Consider the following 15,784-nt stretch of genomic DNA (forward strand, 5'->3'; position numbering starts at 1 on the left):
ACCTATCCCTTGACGGCCCCGGCCGTGAGCCCGGAGACGATGTACTTCTGCAACCACAGGAACACGCCGACCGTGGGGACGGCGGTGAGCAGCGTGGCCGCGGCGAACATGCCGAAGTTGGCGTTGCGCTGGTCCCCCGCGATCATCCCGTACATGCCCACGGCCAGCGTCTTGCTCTCCGGATCGCGCAGGAAGACGTTGGCCATGATGAACTCGCTCATGATGCCGATGAAGGCCAGCAGCGCGGTGACCGCGAGGATCGGTGTGACCAGCGGCATGATGACCCGCCAGAAGATCTGCGCGTGTGTGGCGCCGTCGACCGTGGCCGCCTCGTCGAGCTCCTTGGGGACGGTGTCGAGGAAGCCCTTCATCAGCCACGTGTTCACGCCCAGCGCGCCGCCCAGGTAGAGCAGCAGGAGCCCCCACACGGTGTTGAACCCGAACGCGGGATACAGCTCGGTCACTCTGGTGAAGATCATGAAGATCGTCACGATGGCCAGGAACTGCGGGAACATCTGGATGAGCAGCAGCGCCAGCAGCCCGACCCGGCGCCCCCGGAAGCGCATCCGGCTGAAGGCGTAGGCGGCGCACATCGACAGCAGCAGACTGGCGAACGACGACGTCAGCGCGATGAACGTCGAGTTGAGGAACCACCTGGCGAACGGATACCGGTCGGAGGTGAACAGGTCGGCGAAGTTCCCGAGGCTCGCCCCGGTCGGCAGCAGGTCGGTGGAGGCCAGCGTGCCCAGCGGGTTGATCGCGGCGGAGACCACGAACAGGATCGGGAAGATCGCGAACGCGCACACCACCAGCACGAACACGTGCCGCAGCGCGAGTCTCATGCGTAGACCTCCTCCTGTCTGCGGGTCCGGCGGAAGGCCACCGCGGAGATGATCGCCACGATCGCGAAGATGAACACCGAGATCGAGGCGGCGAAGCCGAACTGGGCGCCATAGGTGCCGAACGCCAGCCGGAAGGTGTAGGTGATCAGCAGGTCGGTGGCCCCCACCTGCGGGCTCTCCGCCGGGAACGGGCCGCCCTCGCTGGTGAGCGCGATCGCGTTGAAGTTGTTGAAGTTGTAGGCGAACGACGAGATCAGCAGCGGCGTCAGCGCCACCAGCAGCAGCGGCAGCGTCACCTTGCGGAAGCCCTGCCACGGCGTCGCCCCGTCGATGGAGGCCGCCTCGGTCAGCTCGCGCGGGATGGCCTGCAGCGCGCCCGTGGTCACCAGGAACATGTACGGAAAGCCCAGCCAGAGGTTGACCAGGATGACCGCGAACCTGGCGGTGGACGGCTGCCCCATCCAGTCGACGTCCAGCCCGAACAGCTGGTTGATCAGCCCGAAGTCGCGGTTGAACATGTCCCGCCAGACCAGCAGCATCGCGAAGGCGGGCATCGCGTACGGCAGGATCAGCGCGATCCGGTAGAAGCGGGTGCCGCGCATGCGCGGGTGGTGCAGCGCCAGCGCCACGGCCATGCCGAGCGCGAACGTGGCCGCCACGGAGGCCAGCGCGAACACCACGTTCCACCCGAAGACTCCGATGAAATATCCGGAGATCGTGGGATTCGTCAGCACACGGCTGAAGTTCGCGAACCCGACGCTCACCTGCCAGCCCTGCGCGAGGTGCGCGCCCTGGGTGTTGACGAAGTAGCCCTGCCCCTCGTCGGCCTTCCACCGGTCGCCCTCGCCCTGGACGCAGTCGCAGCGCGCGTCGTAGACCAGCGCCGAGCGTCCCTCGACCGCGCGGCTCAGGCCGTTCGCCTTGATCAGGCCGCCACGGGTCGGTACGGCCAGCGCCGCGATCTGCTGCGCCCTGGCCGCCGCCTGCGGCGCCGTCAGCACGGTGAACCCGGGCGCCCGCAGCACCTTGCCCGTCACGCCCACCTCGGCACCGGTCACCGGCGCGAGCCCTGCCGGGTCGCCCGACTGGACCTGCTTGGTCTTCGGGTCCACGAGCAGGAAGACCAGCCGGTCGCCCTTGAGCGCCGTGGTCAGGCTGTACTCGGGCGAGCCGGGCGCCTGGCGTACGGAACCGGTCTCGATCGCCGTGATGGCGGCCTGTTTGTCGCCGCGGTGGCCGTCGCCGAAGTTCGTGAACGCCGTGCTGACGGTGTAGAGGACCGGGAACACCTGGAAGGCGATCAGGAAGACGGTGCCGGGGATCAGGTACTTGGCCGGGATGAAGCGGCGGGTCAGGTAGAGGTAGGCGATGGCCGCGGTGGCCAGGCCGAGGACCGCCAGCGCGGGCCACGACCCGGCGGCGACCAGGGGCGGCGCCGCGTACACCAGGAGCGCCGCCGCCACCGCGAGCACCACGACCCTGCTGACCAGGAACGCCGTGGTGATCTCGCCGCGGGGCCGCGGGGGAGCATGGGATCCCGCGGCCGCACGCACGTCCAGGGACATGACGTCAGTTCTTGAGCGAGGTGTCGATGGCCTTCTGCGCGGCCTCGGCGGCCTTGGCCGCGTCGCCGCCCTTGACCACCGCCGCCTCGGCGATGCCGAACGGCTCCCAGACGGCCTGCATCTCGGGGATGGCCGGCATCGGCAGGCCGTTCTTGCCCGCGTCCATGAACTTGCCCGCGTCGGGGTCGGTCGCGCCGACCTCCTGCAGCGCCTCGCTCAGCGCCGGGGGCCGGGGGTCGGCGGCGTACAGGGCCTTGGCGACGTCCTTGTTGGTCACGTAGTTGGCGACGAACTCCTGCGCCAGGGTCTTGCTCTTGCCCTTGGAGGCCACGAAGAAGGACTGGACGCCGACGAACGGGGTGGCGGGCTTGCCGTCCTTGAACGACGGGACGGGCGTGATGTCGTAGCTGATGCCGCCCTTCTTCACATCGCCCATGGCCCAGGGGCCGGAGATCAGGAACGCGCACTTGCCACCGGCGAAGCTGGCGATGTAGTTCTCGTTGGTGATGGACGTCTTGAGCGCGCCGTCACCCTTCTCCCCCAGTTCCTTCAGCTTGCCGAACGCCTTGACGGAGTCGGGCGAGCCGAGCAGCACCTTCTTCGGGTCCGGGTCGCCGGAGGCGGTGGTGCCGAACAGCGAGCCGCCGCCCGCCGCGAAGATCGGGTAGACGTGGAAGGCGTCGCCCTTCTGCGCCACCGGCAGGCAGAGCACCTCCTTGACCTTGCCCGCGGCCTTGAGCTCCTTGCCCTTCTTGACCATGTCCTCGAGCGTCGCGGGGGCGTCGGGTGCGAGCTTGGTGTTGCGGATCAGCGCGATGTTCTCCACCGCGTACGGGGCGGCCATCACCTGCCCGTCGAAGGTGACCGCCTTGATGGCGATCTCCGGGAAGGCCGCCTTCTGCGCGTCGGTGAGGTTGACCGGGTCGATGGCGCCGTTCTGCACCAGGTTGCCGATCCAGTCGTGCGCGCCGACCATGATGTCCGGTCCGCTGCCCTGCTGGGAGGCGGTGAGGAAGGTCTGCTGGTTGTCCTTGCTGATCTCCTTCACCTCGACGGTCACGCCGTTCTCGGTGCCGAACTGCTCGGCGAAGGGCTTGAGCGCCTTGACCCGGTTGGGGTCGGCCCAGATCACCAGCTTGCCGCTGCCCTTGTCGGCGGGGGCCGAGGAGGAGGCGGCGGCGGAACCGCTGGGGGCGGCGGAGGGGGTGCCGGGCTGAGAACCGCCGCAGGCCGTGGCGGCTAATGCCAGGGAGGTGAGAGCGGCCACACCCAGGGCTCGCTTGCGCATGGGACCTCCTGAGGTCACGGAGGGAGCAATTGACCGCTTTCGCGGCTTATGTTTCCGGGACGTTAGCGACTCTTTGCAAAATTTGGAAGAACTTGCGAAAGAGCGTTACCCGATCCAGACCCACTGGATACTCCCCTTGACCTCGCCAACCGAGCGCGGCGGAGAAGTGGGGCCCCATCTGCAACTTTCCGCAACTTACACTTGACCCCACTGAACCATGCAGGCCATCCTGCACCAGACATCACGGACAATCCCCGGAAGGACCCCCATGCTCGGCAACGACGACTGGTGGCGGGACGCCGTCGTGTACCAGGTCTACCCACGTAGCTTCGCCGACGCGAACGGCGACGGCATGGGAGACCTGCCGGGCGTGCGCGAACGCCTGGACTACCTCGCCGAGCTGGGCGTGGACGCCATCTGGCTGAGCCCCTTCTACACCTCGCCGATGGCCGACGGCGGCTACGACGTGGCCGACTACCGCGACGTGGACCCGATGTTCGGCACGCTGGCCGACCTCGACGGGCTGATCGCCGACGCGCACGAGCTGGGCATCAGGGTGATCGTGGACCTGGTGCCGAACCACTCCTCCGACCGGCACCCGTGGTTCCAGACGGGGCTGCGCGACCGCTACATCTTCCGGGACGAGCCCAACGACTGGGAGTCCATCTTCGGCGGCCCCGCCTGGACCCAGGTGGCCGACGGGCAGTGGTACCTGCACCTGTTCGCGCCCGAGCAGCCCGATCTCAACTGGGACAACCCGGAGGTGCGGGCCGAGTTCCGCGACATCCTGCGGTTCTGGCTGGAGCGCGGGGTGGACGGCTTCCGCGTCGACGTGGCGCACGGCATGGTCAAGGCCGCCGGGCTGCCCGACGTGGGGCCGAAGGAGGGCCGCCAGGCGGAGATGCTGGGCGACGAGCGGGTGCCGTACTTCGATCAGGACGGCGTGCACGAGATCTATCGCGAGTGGCGGCCGATCCTCGACTCCTACCCCGGCGGGCGGATGGCCGTCGCCGAGGCGTGGGTGTCCTCGCCCGAGCGGCTGGCCCGCTACGTCGGCCCCGACGAGCTGCACCAGGCGTTCAACTTCGACTTCCTGCTGGCCGACTTCCACGCCAAGTCCTTCCGCGCGGTCATCGAGAAGGCGCTGGCCGAGGCGGAGCTGGTGGGCGCGCCGACCACCTGGGTGCTGTCCAACCACGACAAGCCCCGGCACGTCACCCGCCACGGCGGCCTGGCCAGGGCCAAGGCGGCCACGCTGCTGATGCTGGCGCTGCCCGGCTCGGCCTACCTCTACAACGGCGAGGAGCTCGGCCTGCCCGAGGTGCTCGACCTGCCCGACGAGCTGCGGCAGGACCCGGCGTTCCTGCGCAGCGGCGAGAGCCGCGACGGCTGCCGGGTGCCGATCCCGTGGACCACCGCACCCGGCCTCGGCTGGCGGGACCCGTGGCTGCCGATCCCCGCCTCGTGGGCGGCGCTGTCGGTCGAGGCCCAGCACGACGACCCCGGCTCCACGCTGAACCTCTACCGGACCGCGCTACGCCTGCGCAAGGCCCACCCGGCACTCGGCGGCGGCACGCTGACCTGGCTCGACTCGGCCAAGGACGTGCTGGCCATCGAGCGCTCGCCCGGCCTGGTCGTCATGCTGAACACCAGTGACCATCCGGTGGAGGTGACCGGCGAGGTGCTGCTGTCGAGCGGCCCGCTCACCGCGGACGGCACCCTGCCGCCCGACACCACGGTGTGGCTCCAGCGCTGACGCAGGACTGTCGGACAATGGGACAAACTTTCCCCTTGTCCGACATATCGGGGTAAATGCCGTTAGTAGCCTCGATTTGATGTCACGCCTATGGGCGAGTTCTCTGCGCGGCCGCATCACGCTGGTGGCGGCCGCCGTGGCCACCGCTGTGCTGATTCCCGTGGGGACCGGCACCGTCGTCGTGGCCAAGTCCGTGGTCGAGTCGAACGTGTGGCACCAGACCAGGGACACCGCCGAGCAGGTGGCGGCCGAGTGGCGTGTGGGCGACCTCCCGCTGGGCGCGGCGATGCCGCTGGTCGACCCCTCGGTCGACCTGATCCAGGTCGTCACCCCGAGCGGTCAGGTGGTGGCGACGAGCGACGCGGCCCGCAACCTGCCGCCGCTCAGCGACGTCTGGCCCACGGCGGACAACCGGGTCATCAGCACCACGAACTGCCTGCCGAGGCAGTGCGTCCACCTGACGGCCGTCCGCGCGTCGCCGTCCCCGGCCTCGAACGTCGTGTACGCCGGGCGCACCACCCCCGGCCTGCTGGACACGAGGATCCTGGAGGCCGTCGTGCTCACCCAGGTCCTCGTGCTCATCGCGCTGGCCACCTGGACGACCTGGCTGGTCATGGGCCGGGCGCTGCGGCCGGTGGGCGCGATGCGGGCCGAGCTCGACGCGGTCAACGCCAGCGACCTGAGCAGCCGGGTGACCCAGCCTTCAGGCGAGGACGAGGTCGCCCAGCTCGCCAGGTCCGTCAACGGCACGCTGGCCCGCCTGGAACGCTCAGCGTGCCAGCAGCGCCGGTTCGCCTCCGACGCCTCCCACGAGCTGCGTACGCCCATCGCCGGGCTGCGCGCGCAGCTGGAGAGCGCCCAGCTCTACCCCGAGGACACCGACTTCATCTCCCTGGTGGACAGCGCGCTGCGCGACACCGACCGGCTCGAAGCGATCATCACCGACCTGCTGCTGCTGTCCAGGATCGGCTCCCGCGTGGACGTGGTGAAGGAGCGGGTGGATCTCGCCGTCCTGGTCCGCGACGAGCTGTCGGCCCGCAACGACCGGCTGCCCGTCAAGCTGATGCTGGAGGAGGGCGTCGTGGTGGAGGGGGTACGCCTGCAGCTGGGCCGGCTGCTGACGAACCTGCTGGACAACGCCCAGCGGCATGCCGAGAGCATCATCGAGGTGGCGGTCACCAGGGACGGGGACATGGCCGTACTGGCCGTGGAGAACGACGGCGTGGAGATCGCGCGGGCCGACCGCGAGTCCATCTTCGAGCGCTTCACCCGCCTGGACGCGGCCCGCAGCCGTGACTCCGGCGGCACCGGCCTGGGCCTGGCCATCGCGCGCGACGTCGCGGTGGCGCATCGCGGCGAGATCAACGTCGAGGAGCATCGCGGCGGCGCCCGCTTCGTCCTGAGGCTGCCTGCCGTGTGACACGATCCACCTCCCGTTGGTCACCTTGTGACATGAAACGGTGGATTTCCTGGTCGTTTGTCCGAGATCATGGGCACATGACGGAACAAGCGCCGCAAGGTGTGGACCCGCACATCCCCAATGCGTCGCGGATGTACGACTACTTTCTCGGTGGCAAGGACAACTTCAAGGCCGACCGGGATCTCGCCGAACTGGTGGTGAGCGTCCTCCCCGAGGTCAGAGAGGGCACGAGGCAGAACCGCAAGTTCATCGGGCGAGTGGTCGAATACCTGTGCCGTCAGGGCGTCACCCAGTTCCTCGATCTCGGCTCCGGCCTCCCGGCCGCGGAGAACGTGCACGAGGTCGCCCACCGGTTCGCGCCGGACGCGCGCATCGTCTACGTCGACAACGACCCCGTGGTCGCCGCGCACGGCCGCGCCCTGCTGGCCGACCCGAAGAAGGTCGCCATGGTGCTGGGCGACGGCCGTGAGCCGGAGAAACTCCTGCAGCATCCCGAGGTGCTGTCGGTGCTGGACTTCGACCAGCCGGTCGCGGTGCTCATGATGTTCTTCCTGCACCTGGTGCCCGACGAGGACCGGCCGCAGGAGTTCGTGGCCGCCTATCGGGACGCGCTGGCGCCGGGCAGCTATCTGGCCATCTCCCATGTCGGCAACGACGTCGTGCCGGAGCGGGTGGCCAAGATCAGCGAGTTCTACCAGAAGGCCAACGCGCCGTTCTGCCCGCGCCCCGGCACGGAGATCGCCCGGTTCTTCGGTGACTTCGAGCTGATCCCGCCGGGGCTGGCCAGCGGTCTGGGGCCGGAGGTCGGCTGGCCGTTCAACGACCCCCAGGAAACGCAGTTCCTCGATGAGGAGATGGCGCGGATGGGTTACGCGGGCATCGGCCGCAAGCTCTGACCCGTCCGGCGACGGATCAGAGCTTGCGGCGAGTGCGGCTCAGACCGGCGACATCTCACGCCGCTCGTCGTCCGCCGCGGGCGGCTCGGGCCGGTCGTCCTCGTCCAGAAGCGTCGCCTCGTCGAACGGCGCGTTGCCGGCGAGCACCTCGGCGGCTCGTTCCTTGTCGAAATCCCCCGTCCAGGTGGCGACGAGGATGGTGCCGACCGCGTTGCCGGCGAAGTTCGTCAGGGCGCGGGCCTCGGACATGAACCGGTCGATGCCGACGATGAGGCCGACGCCGTCGACCAGCGCCGGCCGGTGCGACTGGAGAGCACCGGCCAGCGTGGCCAGACCCGCGCCGGTCACGCCCGCCGCGCCCTTGGAGGCGACCATCATGAACAGCAGCAGCGCGATCTGCTCGCCGAACGACAGCGGCGCTCCGGTGGCCGAGGCGACGAACAGCGTGGCCATGGTCAGGTAGATCGCGGTGCCGTCGAGGTTGAAGGAGTAACCGGTCGGCACGGTGATGCCGGCCACCGTACGGCTCACGCCGAGGTGCTCCATCTTGGCGATCAGCCGGGGCAGCGCGGCCTCGGACGACGACGTGGACAGGATCAGCAGGAACTCGCGCCCCAGGTAGCGGAACAGCGGCCACATGCCCACCTTGGCCACCATCCACAGCAGCGGGCCGAGCACGAGGCCGACGAACAGCAGGCAGGTGACGTAGAAGGCGAGCATGATGATGCCCAGGGCCTTGAGCGCGTCCAGGCCGGTGGCGCCGACGACGGCGGCGATGGCGCCGAACGCGCCGACCGGTGCCGCCCACATGATCATGGCGAGGATGCGGAACACCAGTCGCTGGATGTGCTCGACGGCCGTCAGGATCGGCGCGGCCTTGGGCCCCATGGCCAGCAGCGCGAACCCGACCAGCAGCGCGACCAGCAGCGTCTGCAGCGTCTGCCCCTCGGTGAACGCCGACACCAGCGTGGTCGGGATGATGCCGAGCAGGAAGTCGGTCGATCCGGCGGCGTTCCCCTTGGCCGCCTCGGCCTCCGCGGCCTGCTTGGCCGCGTCGGTGAGGTGCAGCCCTGAGCCCGGGTCGATGAAGTTGCCGACCACGAGTCCGATGATCAGAGCTACGGTGGACATGATGGTGAAGTAGCCGAGGGTGAGGCCACCGACCTTGCCGACCTTGGCCGCCTTGCTGACCGAGCCGACACCGAGCACGATCGTGCAGAAGATGATCGGGCCGATCATCATCTTGACGAGGTTGACGAACGCGGTGCCGAGTGGCTTGAGTTCCTTGCCGACGTCCGGCCAGACGAATCCGACCAGGATCCCTAGCAGCACCGCCACGATGACGGCCATGTAGAGAAGGTGGGTGCGATCACGACGCATGGGACGGTCTCCGGTCGTATGGACGAGACTGCTAACCATGCGAATATGCGCTCTGTGGTGACGCAGGTCACCATTGCGTAAGTTTCGTACACTGAAGAGATTCCCATGAGCCGATGGACCCTGGCCGGCCAGATGCTGGCCCTGCAACTGTTCGTTGTCGTCGTCACCCTGGTGAGCGCCGCCACGCTCGTCTCCGTGCTGGCCGGCAACCTCGTCACGGCCGAGGCGGCGGCCCAGGCCAGGGCGGCGGCCACCGCGGTGGCGGCCTCGCCCGACGTGCTGGCCGCGCTCGACGCCCCGTCGCCGACCAGCCGTCTGCAGCCGTTCGCCGAGCAGGTGCGTGCCCAGACGGGCGTCGACTTCGTCACCATCATGAAGCCCGACGGCACCCGCTACACCCACCCCAACCCGGCGGAGATCGGCAAGCGGTTCCTCGGCCACATCGAGCCGGCCCTGCGCGGGCAGACGTTCACGGAGACCTACACCGGCACGCTCGGCCCGTCCGTGCGGGCGGTCGCCCCGGTCCGCGCGAACGGCGCGAGCGGCCCGGTGCGGGCGCTGGTCAGCGCGGGCATCAAGGTCGAGCGGGTGAGCGCCCGGCTGCGCGGCCTGCTCTTCTGGACCGGGCTCATCGCGCTGGTCGTGCTCGCCCTCGGCGCCGCCGGCACCTGGCTGGTGACCGCCCGGCTGCGCAGGCAGACCCACGGGCTCGGCCCGGCCGAGCTGGGCCGCATCCACGAGCACCACGACGCGGTGCTGCACGCCGTACGCGAGGGGCTGCTGCTGGTCGGCAAGGACGGCACGCTGACGCTCTGCAACGACGCCGCGCGGCAGTTGCTCGGCCTGCCCGCCGACGCCGAAGGGCGGCACCTGGACGAGCTGGGCCTGTCGCAGGTGCTGGACGCGGGCCAGGAGGAGCGGGTGCATCTGGTCGGCGACCGGGTGCTGGCCGTCAACGGCGCGGCCAGCAGGCTGGGCACGGTGGTGACCGTGCGCGATCACACCGAGCTGCAGGCGCTGGCCGGGCAGCTGGACGCCGAGCGCGGGTTCGCCGAATCGCTCCGGTCGGCCGCCCACGAGTCGGCCAACAAGCTGCACACGGTCATCACGCTGGTGGAGCTGGGCCGTACGGAGCAGGCCGTGGCGTTCGGCACCGCGGAGCTGCGGGCGGCACAGCACCTGACGGACCGGGTGATGGGCGCGGTACGCGAGCCGGTCCTGGCCGCGCTGCTGCTGGGCAAGAGCGCGGAGGCGGCCGAGCGCGGCGGCGAGCTGGTGATCAGCGAGGACAGCGAGCTGGACGACCTCGGCCTGGACGCCGGGGAACTGGTCACGATCGTCGGCAACCTCATCGACAACGCGATCGACGCCGCGACGCGGGTCGAGGTGCTGCTGCGGGCCGGGCCGGACGGCTTCCTCATCAGGGTGGCCGACGACGGGCCCGGCCTGATCGCGCCCGACGCGTTCCGGAAGGGCTGGACCACCAAGGGCGACGGGCACGGGCTGGGCCTCGCGCTGGTCGGGCAGGCGGTGCGGCGGCTGGGCGGCTCGATCGAGGTGGAAGGCTCGGTGTTCACCGTACGGCTGCCCATACCCGAGCCCGCATCGGAGCCGGTCCGATGATCTCGGTGCTGGTGGTGGAGGACGAGGAGATCACCGCCGAGGCCAACCGCATCTACGTGGCGCGGGTGCCGGGCTTCGAGGTGGCGGGCGTGGTGCGCTCGGGCGGGGAGGCGCTGCGGTTCCTGCGGCGCACGCCGGTCGATCTCATCCTGCTCGACCTGTACCTGCCCGACATGCCAGGGCTGGAGGTCTGCCGGGCCGTACGCGCGGGTGGGCTGCTGTGCGACGTGATCGCGGTCACCTCCGCGCGCGACCTGGCCATGGTGCGTTCGGCGGTGTCCCTGGGCATCTCCCAGTACCTCCTCAAGCCGTTCACCTTCTCGACACTTCACGAGAAGCTGACCCGCTATGCCCGGTTCAAGGAGGAGGCCGGGGAGATCGTCGGGCAGGGCGACGTGGACCGGGTGCTCGGCACCCTGCGCGGCCGCTCCGAGCTGCCGAAAGGCATGGCCCGCGACACCCTCGACGTGGTCGTCGCCGAGCTGCGCGGGCGCCCCGCGGGGATGTCGGCGCAGGCCGTGGGGACGGCGGCCGGGGTCTCCCGGGTGACGGCCCGCAGATACCTGGAACACCTGGTGGAGCTGGGGATCGCGGTACGGATGCCCCAGTACGGAGGAGTGGGCCGTCCAGAGTTGCTCTACCGGATCCCCCCGGAAAGTTAATTAAGGGGATGCTGCTCGTTCAATCCGCCCCTCTAGCTTCGGGATGCAATCCGTAAGCACTGAGGAGTCACGTTGCGAGTCCTGGCCGTTGTTCCCGCCCGCGGCGGTTCCGCGGGTGTTCCCCTGAAGAACCTCGCGCCGGTCGGTGGTATCCCCCTGGTCACCCGAGCCGTCCGCGCCGCGCTGCGCAGCGAGCTGATCGACCGGGTGGTGGTCAGCACCGACCACGCGGGAATCGCCGAGGCCGCCAAGGAGGCGGGCGCGCACGTCGTGGACCGTCCGGAGGAGCTGAGCGGCTCGACCGCCTCCAGCGAGTCGGCGGTCCTGCACGCGCTCGACACGCTCGGCGAGGACCCGGAAGTGGTCGTGCTCGTGCAGTGCACCAGCGCCTTCATCGACTCCGACGACCTGTCGGCGGCCGTGCGCAAGGTGCTCGACGGCGAGGCCGACGCGGTCGTGTCGGGCCTGCCGACGCACGAGTTCCTCTGGACCCCGGCCGGTGCCGGGATCAACCACGACCCCGCGTTCCGGCCGCGCAGGCAGGACCGTGAGCCGCAGTTCCGCGAGAACGGCGCCTTCTACGTCATGCGCACCTCCGGGCTGCGCGAGCACGGCCACCGCTTCTTCGGCACCATCGCCGTGCAGCCGGTGCCCGTGCGGCACGCGATCGAGATCGACGACCCCGAGGACCTGGAGCTGGCCCGCGCGCTGGCCCCGTTCGTGGACCTGCCCGAGCCGATCGACGTCGACGCGGTCATCACCGACTTCGACGGCGTGCACACCGACGACCGCGCCTACGTCGACTCCGACGGCCGCGAGATGGTGCTGGTCAGCCGCTCCGACGGGATGGGCATCGCGCTGCTGCGCCGCTCCGGGGTGAAGGTGCTGGTCATGTCGACCGAGCACAACCCGGTCGTGGCCGCCCGCGCCCGCAAGCTGGGCGTGCCCGTGCTGCAGGGCATCGCCGAGAAGCGGGTCGTGCTGCGGGACTGGCTGACGATCGAGGGCCTCGACCCGGCCCGCGTCGCCTATGTGGGCAACGACGTCAACGACCTGGGCCCGATGGCCGAGGTGGGCTGGCCGATCGCGGTGCCCGACGCGCACCCGCGGGTCCGGGCGGCCGCCAGGGTCGTGCTGTCCAAGCCGGGCGGCGAGGGAGCCGTACGCGAGCTGTGCGACCGCGTCGTGGCGGCCCGGCCCGCGGAGCCTGAGCCCGAGACCAAGCAGCGGCCCAGGTTCGGCCCGGTGTCGGTCGGCGAGGTGCTGGTCGGCGACGGTGAGCCCGTCTACGTCATCGGCGAGATCGGCATCAACCACAACGGCGACCTCGACCTGGCCCGCCGGCTCATCGACGTGGCGGCCGACGCGGGCTGCCAGGCGGTGAAGTTCCAGAAGCGCACCCCGGCCATCTGCGTGCCCGAGGCGCAGAAGGGGCAGATCAGGCAGACGCCCTGGGGCGAGATGACCTACCTGGAGTACAAGGAGCGGACCGAGTTCGGTTACGACGAGTACCGCCAGATCGCCAAGTACTGCGACGAGCGCGGCCTGCACTGGTTCGCCTCGCCGTGGGACGTGCCCTCCATCGACTTCCTGGAGGAGATGGACGTCGTGGCGCACAAGATCGCCTCGGCCAGCGTCGCCGACCACGAGCTGCTGCGCGCCCTCGCGGCGACGGGCAAGCCGCTGATGCTGTCGACCGGCATGTCCACGCTCTCCGAGATCGACCGGGCCGTCGAGATCCTCGGCACCGACAACCTGATCATGATGCACGCCACCTCCACCTACCCCCTCCCGCCGGAGGAGGCGAACCTGCGCACGATCACCACCCTCAAGGAGCGCTACGGCGTGCCCGTCGGCTACTCCGGGCACGAGCGCGGCCTGCAGATCTCGCTGGCCGCGGTGACGCTCGGCGCGGTCTGCGTGGAGCGGCACATCACCCTCGACCGGACCATGTGGGGCTCCGACCACGCCGCGTCGCTGGAGCCGTCGGGTCTGGAGCACCTGGTGCGCGACATCCGGATCATCGAGCAGGCCATGGGCGACGGCGTCAAGCGCGTCTTCCCCGGTGAGGAGGCCCCCAAGGCCCGCCTGCGCCGCGTCACCGTCTGACGAGCGCGATCTTGACCACTCTGTCCGTCATCGTGCCCGTGCGTGACGGCGAGCGTTTCATCGCCGACGCGCTCTCCTCGCTCTGCCGCAACGCCCGGCGCGACTTCGAGTTCATCGTCGTGGACGACGGGTCGGCGGACGCCACCGGCGCCATCGCCGAGGACTTCCGCGCCGACCTGCCCGGCCTGTCCGTCCTGCGCAATCCGGCGCCGGTCGGACTCGCCGACGCGCGCAACACCGGGCTGGCGGCCGCCTCGGGCCGGTACGTCACGTTCATGGACGGCGACGACTGGCTCGCCCCCGGCTACCTGGCCCGGCTCGTCGAGGCCATCGAAGGGCTCGGCTGCGACTTCGTCCGCGCCGACCACGTACAGGTCGAGGGACGTAAGCGGGTCGTGCACCGCGCTCCGCTGGCGCGGCGGGGCGTGGTGCTCAACCCTCGGGACGCGATCCTGCCCGCGAACGTGCGGACCATGGTCGACTACCCCTACGCCTGGGCCGGGATCTACCGGCGCTCGCTGCACGACCTGCTGCACTTCCCCGGCTCGCTGCACACCGCCGAGGACCGGCCGTGGATCTGGCGGCTGCACAGGGAGGCGGCCTCGTTCGCGGTGGTCTCCCTGGCCGGGGTGTTCTACCGGCGGATGGTGTCGGGGTCGCTCACGCGGGTGGGCGACGAGCGGCAGTTGCACTTCTTCGACGCCTTCGAGCTGGTGTTCAAGGATCTCGAGGAGGAGTTCCTGCCCAAGGCCGTACGCAACTTCTGCGCGCTGCTCGCCCACCACCTGGAGATCGCCGACCGCTTCACCCCGCAGCTGCGCGCCCGGTTCGAGGAGCGGGGCGCGGAGATGGTGCGCACACTGCCCGCCGGCCTGGTGGCGGACGTGGTGTCGCGGATGTCCGTGGAACGCGAGGCCGCCCTGCGGGCCCTGCTGCCCGACCTCCCCCCGAACCCCCACGTGCGGCCCCGCCGCGAACGGGAGGACTCATGACGACCGTCTTCTACGCCTCGACGCTGTTCGGGGCGATGTCGCTGGCGGCCGGGATCGACGACGGCCGCTTCGCCGAGGGGCGCCGGGTCCTCATCGTGTCCAACAACGCGGCGATCCCCGAGGTGACCGTCCCCCTCGACCGGACGCCGGGCTTCGCGGTGCTGCGCTCCCGCTTCGACGAGATCCACTCGTGGAACGACCTGATCGCGCCGCTGCACCCGTCGGACTGGAAGGCCCGCGTCATCGAGGTGCCGATGATGGAGCGGCTGATCCGCGCCCAGCTGGGGCTCGACGACGCGGCCGAGCTGGTGCTGGAGTCGATCGCGGTGCCGCCCGCCCGGACGATCGCCGGGCTGGTGCGCGACTGCCTGATCACCGTCTACTCCGACGGCCTGATGAGCTACGGCCCGACCCGCGACCCGCTGCCCGCCGAGATCTTCCGCCGCATCACCCGCCTGCTGCACCTGGACCTCGTGCCGGGGCTGGAGCCGCTCCTGCTCAGCGAGTACGGCGTGCCGGCCGAGATCCTGCCGGACGAGGCGTTCCTGGCGGTGGTCCGGCAGGTGGCGACGACCGCGCCCGACATGCTGGCCGGGCAGGCGATGATCCTCGGGCAGTACCTGTCCGCGCTGGAGATCGTCACGCCGGAGGAGGAGGCGGCGCTGCACGAGACGATGCTGCGCGGCCTGGTCGCCCGGGGCTACTCGACCGTCGTGTTCAAGCCGCACCCGGCGGCCGGGCGCAGGCACGCGCAACTGCTCAGGGCCGCCGCCGAGCCGCTGGACGTGCGGCTGCTGGTCGCCGGGGAGAGCGTCCCGGCCGAGGTGTGCTTCTCGGCGCTGCGGCCCGAGCTGGTCGTGGGCTGCTTCTCGACCGGCCTGATCACGGCCGGGCGCTATTTCGGGCTGCCGGTGGCCTCGTACGGGACCGATCTGGTGCTGGAGCGGCTGGCCCCGTACGAGAACAGCAACCGGGTGCCCGTCACGATCGTCGACGCGCTGCTGCCCCGTATGTCGGCGGACGGCACGATCGAGCCGGCGCCGCGCGGCTACCTGCGGGAGCTGGTGCGGGCCGTGGGTTACTGCATGCAGGCCGAGACCTATCCGGAGCTGCGGCCGGTGGACTTCGACTTCGACCCGCGCTACTTCAAGCGCAAGCGCCTGGAGACGCTCGGGCTGACGGCCAAGCCCACGGCGCTGACGCGGCTGCGCCGCAAGATCCGCTCAGCGATCTGAACAGGCGGCGCCCTCG

General features: G+C 70.2%; 12 protein-coding genes. 8 read left to right on the plus strand and 4 right to left on the minus strand.

Annotated features, from left to right (window positions below):
- Positions 1–2 precede the first annotated feature (2 nt).
- Genes ACQP2T_RS36715 through ACQP2T_RS36725 form a run of 3 tightly spaced genes read right to left on the minus strand, consistent with a single transcriptional unit; the run spans position 3 to position 3,695 of the window.
- On the minus strand, positions 3–842 hold the full coding sequence (locus ACQP2T_RS36715) for a sugar ABC transporter permease (protein WP_433509487.1): 840 nt from the start codon (positions 840–842) through the stop codon (positions 3–5).
- Entirely contained in the window at positions 839–2,407 is a 1,569-nt protein-coding gene (locus ACQP2T_RS36720) for an ABC transporter permease subunit (RefSeq protein ID WP_433509488.1), read from the minus strand. Before ACQP2T_RS36720 ends, ACQP2T_RS36715 begins: the two co-directional genes overlap by 4 nt.
- 4 nt (positions 2,408–2,411) lie before the next feature.
- A complete protein-coding gene (locus tag ACQP2T_RS36725) occupies positions 2,412–3,695 on the minus strand; it encodes a sugar ABC transporter substrate-binding protein (RefSeq protein ID WP_433509489.1) in 1,284 nt (427 codons plus the stop codon).
- A gap of 268 nt (positions 3,696–3,963) precedes the next feature.
- Between ACQP2T_RS36725 and ACQP2T_RS36730 the strand changes: the two genes are divergently transcribed.
- From ACQP2T_RS36730 to ACQP2T_RS36740, 3 genes are all read left to right on the plus strand, one after another.
- Complete coding sequence (locus ACQP2T_RS36730) at positions 3,964–5,451, plus strand: glycoside hydrolase family 13 protein (protein WP_433509490.1); 1,488 nt, start codon at positions 3,964–3,966, stop codon at positions 5,449–5,451.
- 79 nt (positions 5,452–5,530) lie between these two features.
- Positions 5,531–6,871, plus strand: a complete 1,341-nt coding sequence (locus tag ACQP2T_RS36735) for a sensor histidine kinase (protein ID WP_433509491.1) — start codon at positions 5,531–5,533, stop codon at positions 6,869–6,871.
- A 77-nt stretch (positions 6,872–6,948) separates the two neighbouring features.
- On the plus strand, positions 6,949–7,767 hold the full coding sequence (locus ACQP2T_RS36740; RefSeq protein WP_433509492.1) for an SAM-dependent methyltransferase: 819 nt from the start codon (positions 6,949–6,951) through the stop codon (positions 7,765–7,767).
- Positions 7,768–7,806: 39 nt separating this feature from the next.
- Here the strand turns inward: ACQP2T_RS36740 and ACQP2T_RS36745 are convergent, their stop codons facing one another.
- Positions 7,807–9,147 carry a cation:dicarboxylate symporter family transporter gene (locus tag ACQP2T_RS36745; protein ID WP_433509493.1) on the minus strand — a complete coding sequence of 447 codons (1,341 nt, stop codon included), beginning with the start codon at positions 9,145–9,147 and terminating at the stop codon, positions 7,807–7,809.
- Positions 9,148–9,252: 105 nt separating this feature from the next.
- Here ACQP2T_RS36745 and ACQP2T_RS36750 point away from each other — a divergent pair, with 105 nt between their 5' ends.
- From ACQP2T_RS36750 to ACQP2T_RS36770, 5 genes are all read left to right on the plus strand, one after another.
- A complete protein-coding gene (locus tag ACQP2T_RS36750) occupies positions 9,253–10,770 on the plus strand; it encodes an ATP-binding protein (protein WP_433509494.1) in 1,518 nt (505 codons plus the stop codon).
- Positions 10,767–11,432 carry a response regulator gene (locus ACQP2T_RS36755; protein ID WP_358432584.1) on the plus strand — a complete coding sequence of 222 codons (666 nt, stop codon included), beginning with the start codon at positions 10,767–10,769 and terminating at the stop codon, positions 11,430–11,432. The genes ACQP2T_RS36750 and ACQP2T_RS36755 overlap by 4 nt, the downstream gene beginning before the upstream one ends.
- A 72-nt stretch (positions 11,433–11,504) precedes the next feature.
- Positions 11,505–13,541 (plus strand): N-acetylneuraminate synthase family protein, encoded by a 2,037-nt coding sequence (locus ACQP2T_RS36760; protein ID WP_433509495.1) that lies wholly within the window; start codon positions 11,505–11,507, stop codon positions 13,539–13,541.
- Positions 13,542–13,552: 11 nt separating this feature from the next.
- The gene (locus tag ACQP2T_RS36765) at positions 13,553–14,533 is read left to right on the plus strand and encodes a glycosyltransferase family 2 protein (RefSeq protein ID WP_433509496.1); all 981 of its coding nucleotides are present in this window, start codon (positions 13,553–13,555) and stop codon (positions 14,531–14,533) included.
- Positions 14,530–15,768, plus strand: a complete 1,239-nt coding sequence (locus tag ACQP2T_RS36770; protein WP_433509497.1) for a polysialyltransferase family glycosyltransferase — start codon at positions 14,530–14,532, stop codon at positions 15,766–15,768. Before ACQP2T_RS36765 ends, ACQP2T_RS36770 begins: the two co-directional genes overlap by 4 nt.
- Positions 15,769–15,784: the final 16 nt, after the last annotated feature.

Source organism: Nonomuraea sp. CA-143628 (genome assembly GCF_050942315.1).
Lineage (GTDB): Bacteria > Actinomycetota > Actinomycetes > Streptosporangiales > Streptosporangiaceae > Nonomuraea.

Bases quoted from the DNA above. Each gene is read 5' to 3' on its own strand.
- ACQP2T_RS36715 (WP_433509487.1), bottom strand. From the start codon at position 842: ATGAGACTCGCGCTGCGGCACGTGTTCGTGCTGGTGGTGTGCGCGTTC.
- ACQP2T_RS36720 (WP_433509488.1), bottom strand. From the start codon at position 2,407: ATGTCCCTGGACGTGCGTGCGGCCGCGGGATCCCATGCTCCCCCGCGG.
- ACQP2T_RS36725 (WP_433509489.1), bottom strand. From the start codon at position 3,695: ATGCGCAAGCGAGCCCTGGGTGTGGCCGCTCTCACCTCCCTGGCATTA.
- ACQP2T_RS36730 (WP_433509490.1), top strand. From the start codon at position 3,964: ATGCTCGGCAACGACGACTGGTGGCGGGACGCCGTCGTGTACCAGGTC.
- ACQP2T_RS36735 (WP_433509491.1), top strand. From the start codon at position 5,531: ATGTCACGCCTATGGGCGAGTTCTCTGCGCGGCCGCATCACGCTGGTG.
- ACQP2T_RS36740 (WP_433509492.1), top strand. From the start codon at position 6,949: ATGACGGAACAAGCGCCGCAAGGTGTGGACCCGCACATCCCCAATGCG.
- ACQP2T_RS36745 (WP_433509493.1), bottom strand. From the start codon at position 9,147: ATGCGTCGTGATCGCACCCACCTTCTCTACATGGCCGTCATCGTGGCG.
- ACQP2T_RS36750 (WP_433509494.1), top strand. From the start codon at position 9,253: ATGAGCCGATGGACCCTGGCCGGCCAGATGCTGGCCCTGCAACTGTTC.
- ACQP2T_RS36755 (WP_358432584.1), top strand. From the start codon at position 10,767: ATGATCTCGGTGCTGGTGGTGGAGGACGAGGAGATCACCGCCGAGGCC.
- ACQP2T_RS36770 (WP_433509497.1), top strand. From the start codon at position 14,530: ATGACGACCGTCTTCTACGCCTCGACGCTGTTCGGGGCGATGTCGCTG.